Below are 17021 nucleotides of genomic sequence, written 5' to 3'. Positions count from 1 at the left end.
TTCTGGAGCGGGAAAAGGTGGCAGCGTTCCGAAATTCCAAGCGGAGTAATTCGATGCTTGGCCACCGGGAAGAATCCGCGGGATTCTATCCTGCGCACCCGGGCAAATCCGCGATTGACCACGAGGAGCACTCCCGTGAGCATCGTCACCAGGGCACTTTTTGTCCCACCCTTCGTCCCCGGGGTGGCGAGTGAGGGGATAAATAGCCATTGACTAGTGGTTTTACAGAATTTTCCGGGTCTTTTCCGGGGTGATCCGCCGATTTTTCTTTGCCGGGAAATCCGTGTAGAGTATTTACTCGTTGCCCCCTTAGCTCAGTGGTAGAGCGCGTTCTTGGTAAGAACGAGGTCGCCGGATCGATTCCGGCAGGGGGCTCTGAGTGAGAAGCATTCTTGGCTTCTACTGGATTGCTTCTCACTTGTGGCGGCGTAGCTCAGCTGGTTAGAGCGCACGACTCATAATCGTGAGGTCCCGGGATCGAGTCCCGGCGCCGCTACCAAATCAAAGATCCTCGGCCTCGGCCGAGGATCTTTTTTGGTTTCCGGCCCCGAAGCAGCATTGTCCTTCGAGGGCATGAACGGCTAGTGATCCAAGTCCTTCTCCTGGTTCCCGTCCTTGGCTTGCTGAGCCAGCGACAGCAGCCCCTGGATCGCTGTCGTATCGAAATCCGCCTCTTGGCTCGGTGCCTGATTGGCATCATGGCCGTGGACTTCGGTATGCAAGCGCTGCATCTGCATGTCGAGTTTCGTCGCCATGGCCGCCGCGTCGGCAAGCTCTTGCACTAGATGTTCTGGAACTTCGCCCTCGTACTTGTAGAAGATCTTATGTTCCAGGCTTGCCCAGAAATCCTGGGCAATGGTACGGATCTGCAGCTCCACCACGACATCGACCGGGCCATCGGATAAGTAGACCGGGATCTGCACGATCGCATGGACACTTTTATAGCCGTTGGGCTTCGGGTTCTTGATGTAGTCCTTGATTTGGAGGACCTTCAGGTCATTCTGCGAGGTTAGCGTGTTCAGAACCTTGTAGATGTCCTTGACGAAACTGCAGGTAATGCGCACGCCGGCAATGTCGCTGATGTTCTCGCGAATGGCAGGCAGGGACGGGGAGATGTTCCGGCGGGAGACCTTGCGCATGATGCTCTCCGGAGTTTTCACCCGGGAAGTGACGTGCTCAATTGGATTGTAATTGTGCAAATACAAGAACTCTTCACGCAAGATCGAGACCTTGGTCAGCACCTCGTCCACCGCAAACTGGTACTCCATCATGAAACGCTGGAAATCATGGCGGAAAGCCTGCGTCAATCGCTGCAGCTCGGCCGGCGAAGGGGCGGTCTCGGCAGCTGCGATGGCCACTGCACGAGTCTTGTCATCAAATGGGACAGAAATCCTGGATCACCTCAGCAGATCATGGCCCGGCCCGCGGTACGGTTCCGGTGCAGTTCCAGCTTAAGGGCATCTCCTAGGAATTAGGCCAGAACGAATCGGGAATTCGTCCAGCAAACTTTCGGGCTGCAGGCGCCGGCCAACCTGCCTTGCAGGAGCTAGCCATGTCCGGTGAACTATCGTTAAAGAGGTAACTTCGAGGAAGGCATCGATGGAATTCGCCAGCGACCACCGGCAGCTCTGCCACGGCATCAGCTTCTCAGAGCATGAATGCGCCCCCATGCTCCGGCTTCGGCAAGCGGAAAAATGGAGCACCGAATACCTGGAAGCCAACCGTTCACTAAGCCTGCGCATCGGCGAACTGAAATTCTGCCTGGGCTACATCACGATGAACAGCGATGGCTCTCGCAACACCTTGCCTTGCCCGAAGAACAAAGCGCTGCGTACCGGAACCCAGTGCGAACGCTGCCGCCGGCTGGATCATTCAAAGTTCATGCATCATTTCCACAAGACCGGCGAAGCCCCGGAGGGCATGCGCAAGTACCTGGAGCAGCCGCACTTCTTGTATGTCGCAAGCTTCGCCCATGGGGCGACCAAGGTCGGTACCACCTCGACCCATAGCAAATGGACTCGCTTGGCGCAGCAGGGAGCGGTCATTGCCCGCTATGTTGCCCGCGCCGCTGATGGCGCCGCTATTCGAGTGCTCGAAGACCTGGTCACTGAACACGTGGGCCTGAGCCAGCAAGTCCGGCAGAAGTCCAAGATCAAGGGACTGGCCAGCTGGGAACTGGACTACGCCCAGCTGGACCAGATCAACTCCGAAGCGGCAAGCCGGACCCGGGTCTTCCTTGGCGCCCAGCGGGGCCTGGAGACCTACGGCGTGCAGCTGCGCGACGAGCTATGGAAACAACCGGCCTTCGCCCGCCCGGTCGTTGACGCCTGGGATACCCATGCGCTGCATGCCTGGAATGCGGCACTGGGCGGGAACACCGTGAATCTGCGCATCCGCGGCGTGCTGGGGCAAAGCATCCTCGCAGACAGCGGCGAAGGCACCACCGTGCGCCTGCTGGATGCCGCCGAGTTGAAGACCCGCGAGGTCGCCATCGTGGAGAACTTCGGAGATTTCAGGGAAGAGCAATCCGCCCTGTTCTGAATCAGGCCCAGCGTTGTCGGGGGAGTCACGGGGAAATGCCCCGGCCTCAATGAGCGGACACAGCCGGAGCTGAACTAGACTTGAACCATGACCAACACTCCTTGGGAATCGGCCTCATCACGCTATAAGAAGCTCGTCTTCGCTGCCATGGGCATCATGGGCGCAGGCATCATCTTGGCCATCATCGGCGCCAACATTCCATCGCTGCCAACGGTCTACACAGCAATCGGCATCATGGTCATCGGCATGCTCTGCCACATCGCCGGACTGGTTGTCCGCGCCAGGGATGCGCGCCAGTGGCGTATTGCCAATGGCCTGGCGGCCCCTCGAGCCAAGAAGCGCCCGGCGGACGGGCAGGACTAGGGCTCCGCAAGAATTCCACCGTGTGACCGCTTGGCTGCGCCCGGGTCCCGTATCCGGCGGCAGCCTCGCCTGGCCACTTCCAACAACGTTCAGGAGAATCCATGGGCATCAACCCCGACCTGGTAGGGCGCATCTACCCTGCCGGCGAGTCCTACCAGGTAGGCCGCGAAAAGATCCGCGAATTCGCCAAGGCCACCAAGGCCGCCAACCAGGCGCACTACGATGTGCAGGCCGCTCGCGAGCTGGGCTATAGCGATGTCGTTGCCCCTCCGACCTTCGCGATCATCATCGCCCAGCGCGCTGACGCGCAGCTGATTGCCGACCCGGCCAGTGGCATCGACTTCTCCCGCGTGGTGCACGCCGACCAGCGCTTCACCCATCACCGTCCAATCGTTGCCGGCGATGAACTGCTTGCCGAGCTCTACGTGGACCAGGTCCGTGAAATGGGTGCCGGTGCCATGATCACCACCCGCGCGGAAATAACCACCGTGGCTGGCGAGAAGATCGCAACCACCGTTTCATCGCTACTTGTACGAGCTGAGGACTAAGCATGATTGAATTCGAAAGCCTCGAAAAGGGCCAGGTCATTGGCTCGCACACGGTGCAGGTCAACCGCGCGGACCTCGTCCGCTATGCAGGTGCCTCGGGCGACTTCAACCCGATTCACTGGAATGAGCGCTTCGCCAAGGAAGTGGAACTGCCATCGGTGATCGCCCACGGCATGTTCACCATGGGATCGGTCATCGACCTGGTCTCCCAGTGGGTCGGCAACCCGGGAGCCATCATCGACTACCAGACCCGCTTCACCAAGCCGGTAGTCGTCGAAGATCCCGAAGGAACCAACCCGGCGAATCACGAAGGTACCACCATTTCGGTGGAGGGCAAGGTCGGCGCCTTGGACTCCGAAGCCCGCACCGCCCGCATCGATTTGGCAGTCTCGGCCCATGACAGCAAGGTACTGCTCAAGTGCCAAGCCGTGGTGCAGCTCTAGGCATGCAACTTCCCGGTGAAGCGCAGAGGCCTGTAACCCAGTGGCGCAACGCGCTGATGGCCGCCTACCTGGCCAGCGGCCTGCTGATCTCGGCCCTGGTTTCGCGCTTGCCCGCAGTGCGTGATGCCCTGCAGCTGGACCACGCCAGCGTTGGACTGCTGCTGCTGTGCATGAGTGCAGGATCCTTCCTGTCCGTCTCGGTCTCAGGACAACTGGTTCTGCGCCTTGGGGCCACCCGCGTCATGCGCATCGCCGCGACAATAGCCGGCTGTTCACTCATTCTTGTAGGCGTGGGCGCAGGAATCTTTGGCAGCGCCCTGATCTGCGGCATCTTCCTCTTCGCCCAGGGCCTGGGGACCGCATCATGGAATGTCGCCTCCAATGTCCAAGGTGCGGCCATGGAACGCGCCTTGGGCAAGAGCATCATGCCCGCCCTGCACGGTTTCTTCTCCATCGGCACCGTGATCGGTGCCGGCGCTGGTGCGCTAGGTGCCCGACTGCAGATCCCGTTGCAGTACCACTACGGCTTCATGGGCCTGGTTATCGTCTTCACCGTGCTCTACAGTGCCCGATTCTACGGAGAAGACTACAGCCGGACCCCGCGCACCAGCAGCGGGACCTCGCTGAAGAAGGCATGGACCGAACCGCAGACCGTCCTCTTGGGCGTTCTGGTTCTGGGCATGGCCCTGGCTGAAGGCGCAGCCGGCGACTGGGTGGCCATGGCACTGGTGGATGGATACCACACGAAGGAAGGCGTCGGAGCCATCGGCTACGGCGTCTTCGTTACCGCCATGACACTGACCCGGCTGCTGTCCGGCGATCTGATCTTGCGCCTGGGCCGTGTCGTCATGATCCGGGCCAGCGCCATCAGCGCCCTGGTCGGGGTACTGCTCTTCGCCTTTGGCAACAACCTGCCGCTGGCCTTCGTGGCCTTGGCCATCTGGGGCATGGGCGTGGCCCTGACCTTCCCGCTGGCCATGAGCGCGGCATCGGATGATCCTGTTCATGCCGCGACCCGCGTCTCGGTAGTGTCCACCATCGGCTACGGCGCCTTCCTCGGTGGCCCGCCGCTTTTGGGACTGCTGGCTGAAGTCATCGGCCTGCTACCTGCTTTGGGTTCCATTTCCATCCTGGTGGTCGTGGCCTTCTGCTTGTCCTCCAATGCCGCCGGAAACCGTACCGGCGGCGCAGGCAAAGCGTAGAACGCCGGCCGGCCGCACCTATTCGTTCCCATACGGAAAGTAAACTGAAGCAATGCTGAAGAATCTGACCACGACCCACGTTGGTGGGCCAGCCCAGCAATTGGTGACCGCTACCAGCGAAGCTGAACTGGCTCAAGCCGTTGCGGCAGCAGACACCGCAGGGCACGACGTTCTGCTCATTGGCGGGGGTTCCAACCTGGTGATCTCCGACGAGGGGTACCCGGGCGTCGCAGTGCAGATCGCCACCCGCGGACTGCACCTGGACGAGCAGCCTAATGGCAAGGTGCTGCTGCGCGCTGCCGCCGGCGAGAACTGGGACACGACCGTTGAATACAGCCTGGCTGAGGGCCTGAGCGGACTGGAAGCGCTCTCGGGCATCCCCGGGTGCACCGGTGCCACTCCGGTGCAGAACGTCGGGGCCTACGGGGCAGACATTTCCCAGACCCTGGCGTGGCTGCGTGCCTACGACCGCCAGAGCAACCAGGTACTCAAGCTGGATAACTCCGAGCTTGGTTTCGCCTACCGCGATTCGGTCATCAAGCGCACGAGCACCAACGGATCCCCACGCTACGTGGTCCTGGAAGTGGCCTTCCTGCTGACCCGTGAAAATGAATCGGCTCCTATCCGCTATGCAGAGCTGGCCCGCCGGCTCGGAGTTGAAGCTGGCGAACGCGCCGACGCGCTCGAAGTGCGCCAGACCGTTCTGGACTTGCGTCGTTCCAAGGGCATGGTCTTTGATGCCAGGGATGCCGACTCGCACTCCACGGGTTCCTTCTTCACCAACCCCATCGTTGAATCCAGCGTCATGGGCAAGCTTCCCGAGAACGCTCCGAGCTACCCGGCGGAACAAGCTGGCTTCCTCAAGCTGTCCGCCGCGTGGCTCATCGACCAGGCCGGTTTCGGCAAGGGCTACGGCTTGGAGGGGACCGAGGGGTTCGCGCTCGCTGGCGGCCGAGCGTCCCTGTCCACCAAGCACACACTGGCCATCACCAACCGCGGGGAAGCCACCGCCCAGGACATTGTGGCCATTGCGCGGGCAGTTCGTGCCGGCGTGCAGCAGCGTTTTGGCATTGAACTGGTCAATGAGCCGTTGCTGATCGGCCTAGCTCTCTAAGCGAGCAGCATGCCAGCCATCGCCGGAACACGGGAGGAAAACAAGGGTGCACTTGTCATTGCGAAAGCTCGGGCTGGAGGATATCGACCTGCTGGAAGCGAACTTCCAATCCGTGCAGGGTGCCGGTGAAGCCCAGTGGTTCGGCTTCTGGGATACGAACAAGCTGCGCGCCCGTGTCGGCCAGGACCAGTTGATCGGCAACGCCGATGGCGCGCTGGCAGTCTGCTTGGGGGGCAAATAATCGGCAAAGTCGATTGGTTCACCGTTTCGTCGTGGGGCCGGGCCAACACCTCGGCCTGCTGGGAAGTCGCCATCGGCATCTTTGCCCAGTACCGCGGCCAGGGCCATGGCACGCAGGCGCAGAAGATGCTCGTCGACTACTTGTTCACCCACTACCCCCGTCATCGGATCCAGGCTACGACAGCCGCAGAAAATGCGGCTGAGCAGAAGTGCCTGGAGAAGCTGGGGTTCACCCGCGAGGGTGTCATCCGCCAAGCGCAGTGGCGCGCCGGTGCGTGGCATGACCAGCTGATCTATTCGGTACTCCGGGATGAGTGGGCCCACTAGAGCTCATCTGCAAGGGAAATGGCCAAGCCCAGAACAGAAATTTCTGTTCTGGGCTTGGCCGTGGCTTTGCCTCGGAGGTGCCTAGAGGCGGCCCTGGGCGATAGCGAGCATGCGGCGCAGCGGCTCGGCAGCGCCCCACAGCAGCTGGTCTCCAACGGTAAAGGCCGAGATGTACTCAGGACCCATTTCCAGCTTGCGGATACGGCCGACCGGGATATCCAAGGTACCGGACGCCGCGACCGGAGTCAGCTGGTCCATGGTGGCTTCCTTCTCGTTGGGAACGACTTTGGCCCACTGGTTGTCTGCTGAGAGCAGCGACTCGATTTCGGAGACCGGCAGGTCTTCCTTCAGCTTCAGCGTCAGTGCCTGCGAGTGCGAGCGCATGGCACCGATGCGGACGCACAGGCCGTCCATGATGATCTGCTTGTCGCCGGGGGTCTGCAGGATCTTGTTGGTCTCCACGCCTGCCTTCCACTCTTCGCGGGACTGGCCGTTGCCCAAATCAGCGTCGATCCATGGGATCAGCGAGCCGCCCAGTGGTACGCCGAATTGCGCGGCATCCAGGTTTCCGCGCTGGGTTTCCAGGACCTTGCGGTCGATTTCCAGGATGGCGCTGGCTGGATCAGCCAACTCGCTGCCCACCGACGCATTGATGTCGCCGAACTGGGTGAGCAGTTCGCGCATATGGCGTGCGCCGCCGCCGGAAGCGGCCTGGTAGGTCATCGCGGTGCCCCACTCGACCAAGTTGTTCTTGAATAGCCCGCCCAAGCCCATGAGCATGCAAGAGACGGTGCAGTTGCCGCCGATGTAGTCCTTGACGCCAGAGGCCAGGGATTCATCGATCACGGCTCGGTTGACCGGGTCCAAAACGATGACCGAATCATCATTCATGCGCAGCGAGGACGCCGCATCGATCCACAGGCCGTCCCAGCCGGACTTGCGAAGCTCGGTGTGGACCTTGGTCGTGTAGTCCCCGCCCTGGGCAGTGACGATGATCGGCAACTTGGACAGCGTTTCAATATCGAACGCGTCCTGCAGCGGCCCAGCACCCTCAGCGAATGCCGGGGCGTTGCCGCCGGCATTGGAAGTCGAGAAAAATACCGGGTCAATCTGGGCGAAATCGCCCTCGTCGAGCATGCGCTGCATCAGCACGGAACCAACCATGCCTCGGTAACCTACAAAACCAACAGATGAAGTCATGTATCCATGGTAGGGGCGTTTATCCGGCAGAGCCCGGTTCGTTACACCAGTTAAAGCAGAATCACACCCAAGCCCCAGCAGGGTTCAGGTGTGACTCGGTGCAGCGAAAGTTTTACTTTTCCTCAAGCAGCAGCTTGCGGTTCTTGATCGCCCACATGGCGGAGAAGATAAAGATCTGCGTCGGGACCAGCAGCATGATCAGGCCGAATACCTTGTGGCCGCCGAGAACCATGAAGAAGCCGAGTACGGCCACCACCAAGGCCAGCAGCGGGAAGAGCATGTATCCGAGAATGAAGAGTGCTTCGGGGTGCTGCTTGAGCTCTCCGATGTATTTTTTCATGGTCGTTCTAATCCTTTTGGCGAAGCCAGGTTTCAAAGCGGTAGCGGGTACCGGTGGAGGAAGTGTGCCAGTGGGCAGCTTCCGAATCTAGGGACGGATCGGATGCGCCCAGAGCGAAGTCAGCGGTGAGCTTCGGTGCGGAGGTATCTCCAGCAGGGGAGGCATCGAGCTTGGTAATCACCGCGACGTCCAGCAGCGCCAGTGCCTGGGCATAGACCTTTCCGCCGCCAATGATCCATACTTCTTCGCCGCCGGCGCTGCGCTGTGCCAACGCGATGGCTTCTTCCAAGCTGGAGACGGGGAGTGCGCCATCCTTGCGCAGCTGCGCGTGGGCATCAGCCTGCGTGGTCAGTACGATGTTGGTGCGTCCTGGCAATGGACGGAACTTCGCCGGGAAGGAATGCCATGTGGCACGACCCATGATCACTGGATGGCCAGCGGTCGTGCGCTTGAAATGGGCCAGGTCCTCGGGAACGTGCCATGGCATGGCGCCGTCAGCGCCAATAATGCCGTTCTCGGCTTGGGCCCAAATGGCGCCAATCAGCGGTTCAACGTCGTGTGCGTGGCGAGGCTTGGGAGTCATACCGCTACGGCTCCCTTGATCGTCGGGTGGTGCTGGTAGTGGTTGATGCTGAAATCTTCCAGCGTGTAGTCGAAGATCGACTCGGGCTTGGAATTGAAGCTGAGCGTCGGGTATGGGTAAGGATCGCGGGAGAGCTGCTCCTTGACCTGTTCCAAGTGGTTGGTGTAGATATGCACGTCGCCACCAGTCCAGATGAACTCGCCTGGCTCCAGATCGAGCTGGTGGGCAAGCATGCGCGTGAGCAGTGCGTAGGAAGCGATGTTGAACGGTACGCCCAGGAACATGTCTGCACTGCGCTGGTAGAGCTGGCAGGAGAGCTTGCCCTCGGCCACGTAGAACTGGAAGAACACGTGGCATGGAGGCAACGCCATATTCTGGATCTCTGCGACATTCCACGCCGAGACGATGTGGCGGCGGGAGTCCGGATTGTTCCGCAGCGAGTCGACCAGCTGGGAGATCTGGTCAATGTGGCCGCCATCGGGAGTTGGCCAGCTGCGCCACTGGACACCATAGACCGGTCCGAGTTCGCCGGCTTCGTCAGCCCATTCATTCCAGATACGCACGCCCTGGTCCTGCAGCCACTTCACATTGGATTCGCCGCGCAGGAACCACAAGAGTTCTGCTGCCACGGATTTGAAGTGCACGCGTTTGGTGGTGACCAGCGGGAAAGAATCCTTCAGATCGAAGCGGATCTGGCGGCCGAATACCGACAGCGTTCCAGTTCCGGTGCGGTCTTCCTTGGAGGCGCCGTTCTCCAGCACGTCTCGAAGCAGATCTTCATAAGGGGTTGCGATTGGAGTCGTCATCATACCTGTCGTGCTGGTGGTCGGCGCTGGCATATTCACACGTCCCAGTTTAGATCAAACGGAAAGTTCCTGGAACTAAGCGCATTGATGATGCTGCTCGCACTCGAGCCTAGCTCGCAGCCACCATGTCGTTATACTCCGGGTAGCGGCGCAGGTAGTCCTGGACGTAGCTGCACTCCGGAACGATCTTCAGCCCCTTGTCGCGGAACTTGTCCAGGACCAAGGTCACCAGCGCGCGGGCGTATCCACGACGGCCAAATTCCTCATTGACTATGGTGTGCTGGATGGTGGCGATGCCATCTTCTTCGTAGTAGCCGAGGAAACCGACAAAAGTGGAACCGTGCCACAGCGAATAGCGGCCGCGGCTGGCATCGTGATCCAAACGCAGTCCATGGTGCACAATCTTCTCGACTGGCTGGTTCGGTTGCTGGGCAGTCATGGCATTACCTCATTCTTGGCTGTGACGTGTCTCCTATTCATAGTCTCATCCCTAACCGGAGGCAGATGCAACGGCTGGTGCCACGCCCTGAGAGAACACTGAAGCCCGGCATGCAATGCCGGGCTTCATCCGCATCAGACTAGTCGTGATACGGCGTATGAATCTCAAAGGAAACAATTCGCGGGCTGCCGGATTGGACCTGCTGCGCAATGATCAGGGACCCCGGTTCCAAATAGGGATCCTGGTCCGGCAGGGCCTTGGCCAGTTCATCAGTGGAGTTCTGGGCAAGAACCTCCAGCACGAAGGGCAGCACCGGGCGATGGGTGCAAATCACCTGGGAACGGTACTTGTCGAAGAGCTTCTGCACGGCCTTGCGTGCCCGCTCCGGATTGCGTGTCGCCGCATGTTCGGTCAGGGCCTTAACGCTCTTGAGCTTCAACGCGTGCAAGGCGGCATAGGGCGTGATCGTCTGGACGCATCGCATCCACGGAGAAGAGGCCACGTGCATCGGCTTCCAGGCTTCGAGCATCCGGGAAACTGCCTGCGCCTGGCGTCGTCCCGTCGCCGCCAGCGGGCGGTCTCCTTCGGCACGAGTCCAGTTGCCGCGAGGCTTGGCCTTTGCATGGCGGACAATGAGCACCGGGTGCGTATCGAGCACACCGGCTTCATAAGCCAGGACCAGATCGGCCAGCGGCTGGTTGTCCGTGGCAATGGACAGCATTTTGGCAGCCTTCTTGGGACTGGTCCAAAGAGCCTCGTCGCATTCTGCGCCATCAGGCTCAATTACCGTCTGCGCATCGGTCTTGGCTGCCCAATAGTAGACAACCTTGGTTTTCTGGCCCACGGAGTAGGCGGTGGCTGAAAGCGGGATGCCCAAGGTGATGCGCAACCCGATTTCCTCGCGGACCTCGCGCAGCGCACACTCGGCGATGGATTCACCCTGATCCAGTTTGCCCTTGGGCCAGGACCAGTCATCGTACTTTGGGCGGTGGATCAGGAGAACTTGGAGTTTGCCGTCCTTCACGCGCCAGGGGATTGCCCCGGCGGCCACGATGTCGTATTCGCCAAGGCGGATTTCCTCGGCATCTGCAGAACGGATGATGTCACGAGCCCTGGTGCGGGTATCGCGCAGCTCTGGTTCGGTCACTAGCTATTACGTCCACTGTTTCGTCGGCGGGCATGTTCTTCAACTAACCAGAACTGGACGTCCGAGAGCGCCTTGCCATCCTCGTCCTGGTAATGGCGAATCCAGTCGCCATCGGAGTTCAGGTGCCACGAAGCGGTCTTGTCGTCCATGTAGCGGGCCAGCAGGGTGATCATGCGATCAATGTCCTCCTGGTTGCGCAGCGAGACCAGGGCTTCCACGCGACGATCCAGGTTGCGGTGCATCATGTCGGCGGAGCCGATGTACACCAGTGGATCTCCGCCGTTTTCAAACATGAACACGCGGCTGTGCTCAAGGAACCGGCCCAAGATGGAACGTACTTCGATGTTCTCGCTCAGTCCCGGCACTCCCGGGCGCAGGGCGCAGATGCCGCGAACGATGACTTCCACCTTGACCCTTGCCTGGCTGGCCCGGTACAGCGCATCGATGATGGCTTCATCCACGATGGAATTGACCTTGATGACGACCTTTGCCGGCTTGCCGGCCGCGGCGTTGGCTATTTCCTTCTCGATATGCGCCAGCAAGCCGGTGCGTACCGAGCGCGGAGCAACCAGCAGGCGGTTGTAGGTCGAGCGCGGGGCGTAGCCCGAAAGCTGGTTGAACAGCTTGGAGATATCCTCGCCAACTTCGTCGTCGCAGGTGAGCAGGCCGAAGTCTTCGTAATACCGCGCGGTGCGCGGGTGGTAGTTGCCGGTGCCGATGTGGCAATAGCGGCGCAGCTTGTCGCCTTCGCGGCGAACCACCAAGGAGAGCTTGGAGTGGGTTTTCAGGCCCACGATGCCGTAGACCACGTGCACGCCCGCCTGTTCCAGCTTGCGCGCCCAAGAGATGTTGGCCTGCTCGTCGAAGCGGGCCTTGATTTCTACCAGGGCCAGAACCTGCTTGCCAGCTTCGGCCGCATCAATCAGCGCATCGACGATGGGCGAGTCGCCGCTGGTGCGGTACAGGGTCTGCTTGATGGCCATGACCTTCGGATCAGCTGCGGCCTGTTCCAGGAAGGCCTGCACGCTGGTGGAGAAGGAATCATAGGGATGGTGAAGCAGGATGTCGCGGCGCCGAACGGCCGCGAACACATTGGCGGCTTTGGCAGTTTCTGATTCGTTCAGGTAATTCGAGGTATGGCCAACATGCTTGGTGTAGTGAAGCTCTGAACGGTCCAGCGACGCGATAACGCCCAAACCGCGCAGGTCCAATGGGGTGGGAAGCTTGAAAACCTCGTCCTCTTCAACACCGAGCTCGCGGGTGAGCAGCTCCATGATTTCAGGGTTGATGTCATTGGCGACTTCCAGGCGAACGGGAGGACCGAAGCGGCGGCGCAGCAATTCCTTCTCCAGCGCCTGCAGCAGGTTCTCTGCATCGTCCTCTTCAACTTCCAGGTCCTCGTTGCGGGTGACACGGAAGAAGTGGTGCTCGACGATTTCCATCCCCGGGAACAACAGCTCCAGGTGCACCGCAATAAGTGCTTCGAGCGGGATGAACCGGGCCGTGCGCAACGAAGAGTGCGCCGCGCGGTTGCCGTCGATGCTGATCAGGCGGGCGATGGTGTCTGGCACCTTCAAGCGGGCAAAGAGTTCCTTGCCGGTCAGCGGGTTGCGGACCACCACAGCCAGATTCAGCGACAGCCCGGAGATGTACGGGAATGGGTGAGCAGGGTCAACCGCCAGCGGAGTGAGTACCGGGAATACCTGGGAAACGAACCACTTGGAAAGCAGGTCACGCTCGGATGCCGAGAGGTCTTCCCAGGTGGTGATGCGGATACCCTGCTCGGCCAAATCGGGGTATACCGAGTCGGCGAAGACTTTGGCATGGCGGGTCTGCAGCGCGTGGGCCGAGGATAGCAGCAACTCCAACTGGTCTACCGGGTTCATTCCGTTAGCCGCCGGCACCGCCAGTCCAGCGTGGATGCGGCGCTTCAGCCCGGCAACGCGAACCATGAAGAACTCATCAAGGTTCGAGGCGAAGATGGACAGGAAGTTCACCCGTTCAAGCAAGGGCAGATCGGTGTCTTCGGCCAGCTCCAGAACGCGGGCGTTGAAATGCAGCCAGCTGAGCTCACGGTCAAGGAAACGCTCATTTTTGAATCCGCCATCGGGATGCAGATCCGGTAGCGAATCTGCTGGCTCTATACGATCTTCATTGACCTTCGAGGAAGGAACATCACGTAGCTGAGTACCAGTTTCCTTGGGGTAGCTATTCATCGGCTGAACTCACTTCTTTCCTGCAAGTGGACGCTAAAGACACCGCTGGCGGCAGTCCCGATAAATCAGGGACTGCCGGTACCCCTAGTCTATCTTCTGCGGACCGTACATAATGTCCGCATCCCAAAGTGTGAAGCCCAGCGAGCGGTAGAGCTTAACTGCAGCTTCATTATCGGCATCCACGTACAAGATCACCGCATCGACGCCCAATTCCAGCAGGTAGTTGATGCCGGTGGTGGTCAAGGACCGGCCCAGGCCTAGTCCCCGCGCCTCGGGAACGACGCCGACAACGTAAACCTCGCCGGTGGGGCGGACCGCGTCTGCGGTAGCAGGATGGATCTTGGTCCAATGGTAGGCGAGCAGATTCTCCTCCGCGTCAAAGGCCAGGAAGAAGCCGGATGGGTCGAACCAGTCCTCGGACATGCGCGCTTCGAGGTCATTGAGGGTCAGCGAACCTTGCTCGGGATGATGCGCGAAGGACTTGGCGTTAGCTTCCAGCCATTGCGGCTCGTCCTCGCCAACACGGAAGGTGCGGACCGTAATCCGGCGATCAATCGCAGGCTCTTCAAGGTAATCGGTGCCTTCGCGGCGCATCCGGAACAGCTCGCGTACGCGGTCCAGGCCCACACCTGCGGCCAGCTTCTTGGCTGCATCGTGGTCGCCGTGCGCCCACGCCTGGATCTTCGAGAGATCCAGCAGCTCACCGAGCTTGCCCAGCAGGGTCCGGCCAATGCCAGCGCGGCGATGCTCGGGGTGGACTACCAGTTCCAGGACCCAAGGCTGATCCGGGGATTCCCGAACCGCGATGGCAACGCCGGCCAACGTCGACTCCGCGCCTTCGCCGGCTTCAGCCAGCAGGGCAAGCAGATTCTGGCTAGGCTCATCGGCTGCCAATGCCACCAGGGTCTGGTCGCTCAACGGCGGGTTGCCATCGGCTTTCTGCGCATCGAGGGCTAGCTGGCGCACGTCGGATAGCGCCCGTTCATCAAGCTCACCGGGGACGTGCTGGATGGAAACAGTGTTCTGTGGCAGTTCGCTCATGCATTTCACGATAGTCGTAAAATGTGCGAAGTGGGTAGGAGTTATCTGAAAGTTATGATTCGGTGTGGAAGCGGTAGCCGACGTTGCGCACCGTTCCGATGAGCTGTTCATGATCGGTGCCGAGTTTCGCGCGCAAACGTCGCACATGCACGTCTACGGTACGGGTGCCTCCGTAGTAGTCGTATCCCCACACTTCATGCAGCAGCTGTTCGCGGGTGAAGACTCGGCCGGGGAACTGTGCCAGGTACTTGAGCAGTTCGAACTCTTTGTATGTCAGGTCCAGCATGCGGTTATCGATACGGGCGGTGTAGCTCAACTCATCGATGCGCAGGCCCGAAGTGCTTTCAGTGGCCACCGGTGCGGGGGCGGGAACCGTGGCTCCGGAGAGCATCAGGCGGATGCGTGCATCAAGCTCGGCAGGGATGGCGGAAGGCAACAGGAAATCAGTCGCAAACCAATCCGAGTTCAAAATGCCCAGTGCGCCTTCGCTGACAACCAGCAGCAAGGGCAGATTCAAATTGGCGTGCAATAACTGCGCCAGGGAGCGCGCCGGAATGAGATCTGTACGGGCATCGAGGATGACCGCGTCGCACTCAGGGATTTGGCTCAGCGACTCCGTTGTTGCAGGGAAGAAAGAAATCTCGTGCAATAACAGTTCGAGTGCCGGAAGAACTTCAGCGGCATTTTCGGCATGATTACTTAATAGCAGTAGGTGAGCCAATCGGTCTTCCTCCTGCCAGATAGTTGCGAAAAAATCACTTTTACGTGTCACAGTATAAGGAATGAATCAGTTGAAGCACGCATGTGAACACGCAAGTGCGGACACATTACCGTCAGGAATCAGAATTTGAGAATCAAGGTTTTATTCAGTGGACTCGTTGCAGCGGCACTGCTTGTCGTTGTTGCAAGTCTGGATTCGATGAGCTGGCTGATGGGTGTGCTCACCGCGGTCTTGCAGCTGATTTTCGCCTATACCTGGCCACGAATGGTCCGCTCCGATGCGCCTTGGCCGATCACCATCATCTTGGCGTTGTGCTCTTTGGCGGCTACGGCTTCGACCATGTTCATGCCAGGCGGGTCGGTGATGTCACATAGTGTCGAAGCAATCGCCGTTGGCGTGCTTCTGGTATTTATCAGCCAGGTATTGCGCGGGGCAGAAGCCGAAGGCCGGCTGGCCGGTGTGGTTTCTGGCGTGACCGGCATAGTCCTGGGCGTGCTGGGTTCCGCCTGGGCCGCTAGTGCTTATGTGCCCTACGGCTTTGGGCTGGCCGTCACAACCGTGGTCGCTCTGCTTGGGGCTGGTGCGGTTGCCGTTACCCGCCTGCCAAACCGGATGACCATGATCCTGGCGCCTGTGGTCGCTGCCGCATTGGGCGCGGCCTCCAGCGCGCTGCCAATCGATATGCTCTGGTACCAAGGGGCGACCCTGGGACTGCTGACCGGCTTGCTGGTGGGTTCATTACGGGCATTGGCCTTGGTCAGCCGCAGCGTACGAAACATGAGTGGAATCCTTGGCCTTGCCTGCGCCATCTTGCTGATGAGCGGTGCGGTCAGCTGGTACGCGATGGAAGTGCTGGCTTTCATTTAGCGGTGAGCGGTTCAAATATGATGCTAGCTGCGTCACGCGTGTCGAAGTTCTCCTGCCTCCCGCGCTAAGATGAAGCCATGAATGAAAATTACCTTGCAATCGAAATTTTCTTCCAGGCACTTGTAGTGATCGCCGGTCTCGGAATGGCTGGGTTCGCAGGCTTGGTAGTGAAGCGCCTCTTCCAGGGCCAGAAGTAGAAACAGCGCACACAACAACGTGTGCGCTGTTTTCATTTCATCACTAACTGACTTAGGAGCGAGTAGTCCATGGCTTTTGACCTACCTACGGACCTCACCCCGGAACTTGTACCTTTCGCATGGCTCATCGGCACCTGGGAAGGTGCTGGCCGTCTTGGCGAAGGCGAAGCCGAGGACGAGTTTTTCTGGCAGCAAGTCACCTTCCGTGACGTTTGCGGGCCGTACCTTGAATACCGCAGTGAAGCCTGGCTGACCGAAGCCGATGGCACGAAGCTGCGGATCCTAGCCGTTGAAACCGGCTTCTGGTCCTTGGACCGTGAACAGCAGGAAGCCGATGCCGGTCCTGGCATGGAGCCCGGTGACATCTTCCCGGTACTGCGTTCGGCCGACGATGTGCAGAAGCTGCATACCGAAGACGGCTTCAAGATCCAGGCGCAAATTGTCCGACCAGACGGCATCTCAGAGCTGTATTACGGCCTGATTAATGGACCACGCATTCAGCTGGCCACCGAGAGCTTGCTGCGCAGCAAGAACGCCCAAGCTTACGCGTCCTCAACCCGGATCTACGGTCTGGTCAATGGCGAGCTGTTCTGGCGCTGGGATGTTTCCAAGGGCAATATGGATCTTCAAGCGCACGCCTCGGCGGCGCTCAAGCGTGTCACCTCGGAAGGCACGGTGCACTAATC

20 protein-coding genes and 2 tRNA genes are annotated in these 17021 nt (G+C 60.1%); 12 read left to right on the top strand and 10 right to left on the bottom strand.

The annotated features are described in order from the left end of the window. Nucleotides 1-303 precede the first annotated feature (303 nt). Together ACWICV_RS06270 and ACWICV_RS06265 are read left to right on the top strand one after the other, a co-directional pair. A tRNA-Thr gene (locus tag ACWICV_RS06270) sits at nucleotides 304-375 on the top strand. Nucleotides 376-422: 47 nt separating this feature from the next. Then, nucleotides 423-499, top strand: a tRNA-Met gene (locus tag ACWICV_RS06265). Between the two features lie 82 nt (nucleotides 500-581). On the opposite strand, the gene ACWICV_RS06260 is transcribed toward ACWICV_RS06265, so the two are convergent. Beyond that, complete coding sequence (locus ACWICV_RS06260) at nucleotides 582-1358, bottom strand: GTP pyrophosphokinase (RefSeq protein ID WP_286134123.1); 777 nt, start codon at nucleotides 1356-1358, stop codon at nucleotides 582-584. Between the two features lie 241 nt (nucleotides 1359-1599). On the opposite strand from ACWICV_RS06260, the gene ACWICV_RS06255 reads away from it, so the two are divergent. The 8 genes from ACWICV_RS06255 (at nucleotide 1600) to ACWICV_RS06220 (ending at nucleotide 6778) form a co-directional block, all read left to right on the top strand. Next, a complete protein-coding gene (locus ACWICV_RS06255; RefSeq protein ID WP_365946136.1) occupies nucleotides 1600-2541 on the top strand; it encodes a DUF2797 domain-containing protein in 942 nt (313 codons plus the stop codon). Nucleotides 2542-2628: 87 nt separating this feature from the next. Further along, nucleotides 2629-2904 carry a hypothetical protein gene (locus ACWICV_RS06250; protein ID WP_332487064.1) on the top strand — a complete coding sequence of 92 codons (276 nt, stop codon included), beginning with the start codon at nucleotides 2629-2631 and terminating at the stop codon, nucleotides 2902-2904. Between the two features lie 101 nt (nucleotides 2905-3005). Further along, nucleotides 3006-3452 carry a MaoC family dehydratase N-terminal domain-containing protein gene (locus ACWICV_RS06245; RefSeq protein WP_105656888.1) on the top strand — a complete coding sequence of 149 codons (447 nt, stop codon included), beginning with the start codon at nucleotides 3006-3008 and terminating at the stop codon, nucleotides 3450-3452. A 2-nt stretch (nucleotides 3453-3454) separates the two neighbouring features. Beyond that, the gene (locus ACWICV_RS06240; protein WP_133833607.1) at nucleotides 3455-3895 is read left to right on the top strand and encodes a MaoC family dehydratase; all 441 of its coding nucleotides are present in this window, start codon (nucleotides 3455-3457) and stop codon (nucleotides 3893-3895) included. Further along, the gene (locus tag ACWICV_RS06235) at nucleotides 3871-5097 is read left to right on the top strand and encodes an MFS transporter (protein WP_388063445.1); all 1227 of its coding nucleotides are present in this window, start codon (nucleotides 3871-3873) and stop codon (nucleotides 5095-5097) included. Before ACWICV_RS06240 ends, ACWICV_RS06235 begins: the two co-directional genes overlap by 25 nt. A 52-nt stretch (nucleotides 5098-5149) precedes the next feature. After that, nucleotides 5150-6211, top strand: a complete 1062-nt coding sequence (locus tag ACWICV_RS06230) for a UDP-N-acetylmuramate dehydrogenase (protein ID WP_365946135.1) — start codon at nucleotides 5150-5152, stop codon at nucleotides 6209-6211. Nucleotides 6212-6257: 46 nt separating this feature from the next. Continuing rightward, nucleotides 6258-6452 (top strand): hypothetical protein, encoded by a 195-nt coding sequence (locus ACWICV_RS06225; protein ID WP_365946141.1) that lies wholly within the window; start codon nucleotides 6258-6260, stop codon nucleotides 6450-6452. Further along, a complete protein-coding gene (locus ACWICV_RS06220; protein ID WP_454152491.1) occupies nucleotides 6359-6778 on the top strand; it encodes a GNAT family N-acetyltransferase in 420 nt (139 codons plus the stop codon). Before ACWICV_RS06225 ends, ACWICV_RS06220 begins: the two co-directional genes overlap by 94 nt. 81 nt (nucleotides 6779-6859) lie before the next feature. On the opposite strand, the gene asd is transcribed toward ACWICV_RS06220, so the two are convergent. From asd to ACWICV_RS06175, 9 genes are all read right to left on the bottom strand, one after another. Continuing rightward, nucleotides 6860-7978 carry an aspartate-semialdehyde dehydrogenase gene (gene asd, locus ACWICV_RS06215; RefSeq protein ID WP_332594903.1) on the bottom strand — a complete coding sequence of 373 codons (1119 nt, stop codon included), beginning with the start codon at nucleotides 7976-7978 and terminating at the stop codon, nucleotides 6860-6862. Between the two features lie 112 nt (nucleotides 7979-8090). Next, the gene (locus ACWICV_RS06210; RefSeq protein WP_105656882.1) at nucleotides 8091-8318 is read right to left on the bottom strand and encodes an NF038396 family protein; all 228 of its coding nucleotides are present in this window, start codon (nucleotides 8316-8318) and stop codon (nucleotides 8091-8093) included. A 7-nt stretch (nucleotides 8319-8325) separates the two neighbouring features. Continuing rightward, nucleotides 8326-8901, bottom strand: a complete 576-nt coding sequence (locus tag ACWICV_RS06205) for a dihydrofolate reductase (protein WP_365946134.1) — start codon at nucleotides 8899-8901, stop codon at nucleotides 8326-8328. Further along, complete coding sequence (locus ACWICV_RS06200; RefSeq protein ID WP_365946139.1) at nucleotides 8898-9707, bottom strand: thymidylate synthase; 810 nt, start codon at nucleotides 9705-9707, stop codon at nucleotides 8898-8900. Before ACWICV_RS06200 ends, ACWICV_RS06205 begins: the two co-directional genes overlap by 4 nt. Before the next feature lie 109 nt (nucleotides 9708-9816). Continuing rightward, a complete protein-coding gene (locus tag ACWICV_RS06195) occupies nucleotides 9817-10146 on the bottom strand; it encodes a GNAT family N-acetyltransferase (RefSeq protein WP_332594902.1) in 330 nt (109 codons plus the stop codon). 139 nt (nucleotides 10147-10285) lie between these two features. Beyond that, entirely contained in the window at nucleotides 10286-11293 is a 1008-nt protein-coding gene (locus tag ACWICV_RS06190) for an NUDIX hydrolase (RefSeq protein ID WP_332502983.1), read from the bottom strand. Further along, nucleotides 11293-13509, bottom strand: coding sequence for an RNA degradosome polyphosphate kinase (locus ACWICV_RS06185; RefSeq protein ID WP_365946133.1), 2217 nt, complete (start codon nucleotides 13507-13509; stop codon nucleotides 11293-11295). Before ACWICV_RS06185 ends, ACWICV_RS06190 begins: the two co-directional genes overlap by 1 nt. Before the next feature lie 84 nt (nucleotides 13510-13593). Then, nucleotides 13594-14550, bottom strand: a complete 957-nt coding sequence (gene mshD / locus ACWICV_RS06180) for a mycothiol synthase (RefSeq protein WP_454090618.1) — start codon at nucleotides 14548-14550, stop codon at nucleotides 13594-13596. A 52-nt stretch (nucleotides 14551-14602) separates the two neighbouring features. Beyond that, nucleotides 14603-15271 (bottom strand): winged helix-turn-helix domain-containing protein, encoded by a 669-nt coding sequence (locus ACWICV_RS06175; protein WP_332487083.1) that lies wholly within the window; start codon nucleotides 15269-15271, stop codon nucleotides 14603-14605. Nucleotides 15272-15469: 198 nt separating this feature from the next. Here ACWICV_RS06175 and ACWICV_RS06170 point away from each other — a divergent pair, with 198 nt between their 5' ends. Together ACWICV_RS06170 and ACWICV_RS06165 are read left to right on the top strand one after the other, a co-directional pair. After that, nucleotides 15470-16138, top strand: coding sequence for a hypothetical protein (locus ACWICV_RS06170; protein WP_105661542.1), 669 nt, complete (start codon nucleotides 15470-15472; stop codon nucleotides 16136-16138). A 266-nt stretch (nucleotides 16139-16404) separates the two neighbouring features. Next, entirely contained in the window at nucleotides 16405-17019 is a 615-nt protein-coding gene (locus ACWICV_RS06165) for an FABP family protein (RefSeq protein WP_365946129.1), read from the top strand. Nucleotides 17020-17021: the final 2 nt, after the last annotated feature.

Source organism: Glutamicibacter sp. NPDC055354 (assembly GCF_053644955.1).
The sequence above is the reverse complement of the archived record's forward strand: the minus strand, read 5'-3'. Positions and strand labels throughout refer to the sequence as shown.

What these genes read in the sequence shown, in the direction of transcription:
- ACWICV_RS06185 (WP_365946133.1), bottom strand. Translation starts at nt 13,509, where the DNA reads ATGAATAGCTACCCCAAGGAAACTGGTACTCAGCTACGTGATGTTCCT.
- ACWICV_RS06200 (WP_365946139.1), bottom strand. Translation starts at nt 9,707, where the DNA reads ATGACGACTCCAATCGCAACCCCTTATGAAGATCTGCTTCGAGACGTG.
- ACWICV_RS06170 (WP_105661542.1), top strand. Translation starts at nt 15,470, where the DNA reads ATGAGCTGGCTGATGGGTGTGCTCACCGCGGTCTTGCAGCTGATTTTC.
- mshD (WP_454090618.1), bottom strand. Translation starts at nt 14,550, where the DNA reads ATGAGCGAACTGCCACAGAACACTGTTTCCATCCAGCACGTCCCCGGT.
- ACWICV_RS06195 (WP_332594902.1), bottom strand. Translation starts at nt 10,146, where the DNA reads ATGACTGCCCAGCAACCGAACCAGCCAGTCGAGAAGATTGTGCACCAT.
- ACWICV_RS06230 (WP_365946135.1), top strand. Translation starts at nt 5,150, where the DNA reads ATGCTGAAGAATCTGACCACGACCCACGTTGGTGGGCCAGCCCAGCAA.
- ACWICV_RS06245 (WP_105656888.1), top strand. Translation starts at nt 3,006, where the DNA reads ATGGGCATCAACCCCGACCTGGTAGGGCGCATCTACCCTGCCGGCGAG.
- ACWICV_RS06210 (WP_105656882.1), bottom strand. Translation starts at nt 8,318, where the DNA reads ATGAAAAAATACATCGGAGAGCTCAAGCAGCACCCCGAAGCACTCTTC.
- ACWICV_RS06250 (WP_332487064.1), top strand. Translation starts at nt 2,629, where the DNA reads ATGACCAACACTCCTTGGGAATCGGCCTCATCACGCTATAAGAAGCTC.
- ACWICV_RS06205 (WP_365946134.1), bottom strand. Translation starts at nt 8,901, where the DNA reads ATGACTCCCAAGCCTCGCCACGCACACGACGTTGAACCGCTGATTGGC.
- ACWICV_RS06165 (WP_365946129.1), top strand. Translation starts at nt 16,405, where the DNA reads ATGGCTTTTGACCTACCTACGGACCTCACCCCGGAACTTGTACCTTTC.
- ACWICV_RS06255 (WP_365946136.1), top strand. Translation starts at nt 1,600, where the DNA reads ATGGAATTCGCCAGCGACCACCGGCAGCTCTGCCACGGCATCAGCTTC.
- ACWICV_RS06240 (WP_133833607.1), top strand. Translation starts at nt 3,455, where the DNA reads ATGATTGAATTCGAAAGCCTCGAAAAGGGCCAGGTCATTGGCTCGCAC.
- asd (WP_332594903.1), bottom strand. Translation starts at nt 7,978, where the DNA reads ATGACTTCATCTGTTGGTTTTGTAGGTTACCGAGGCATGGTTGGTTCC.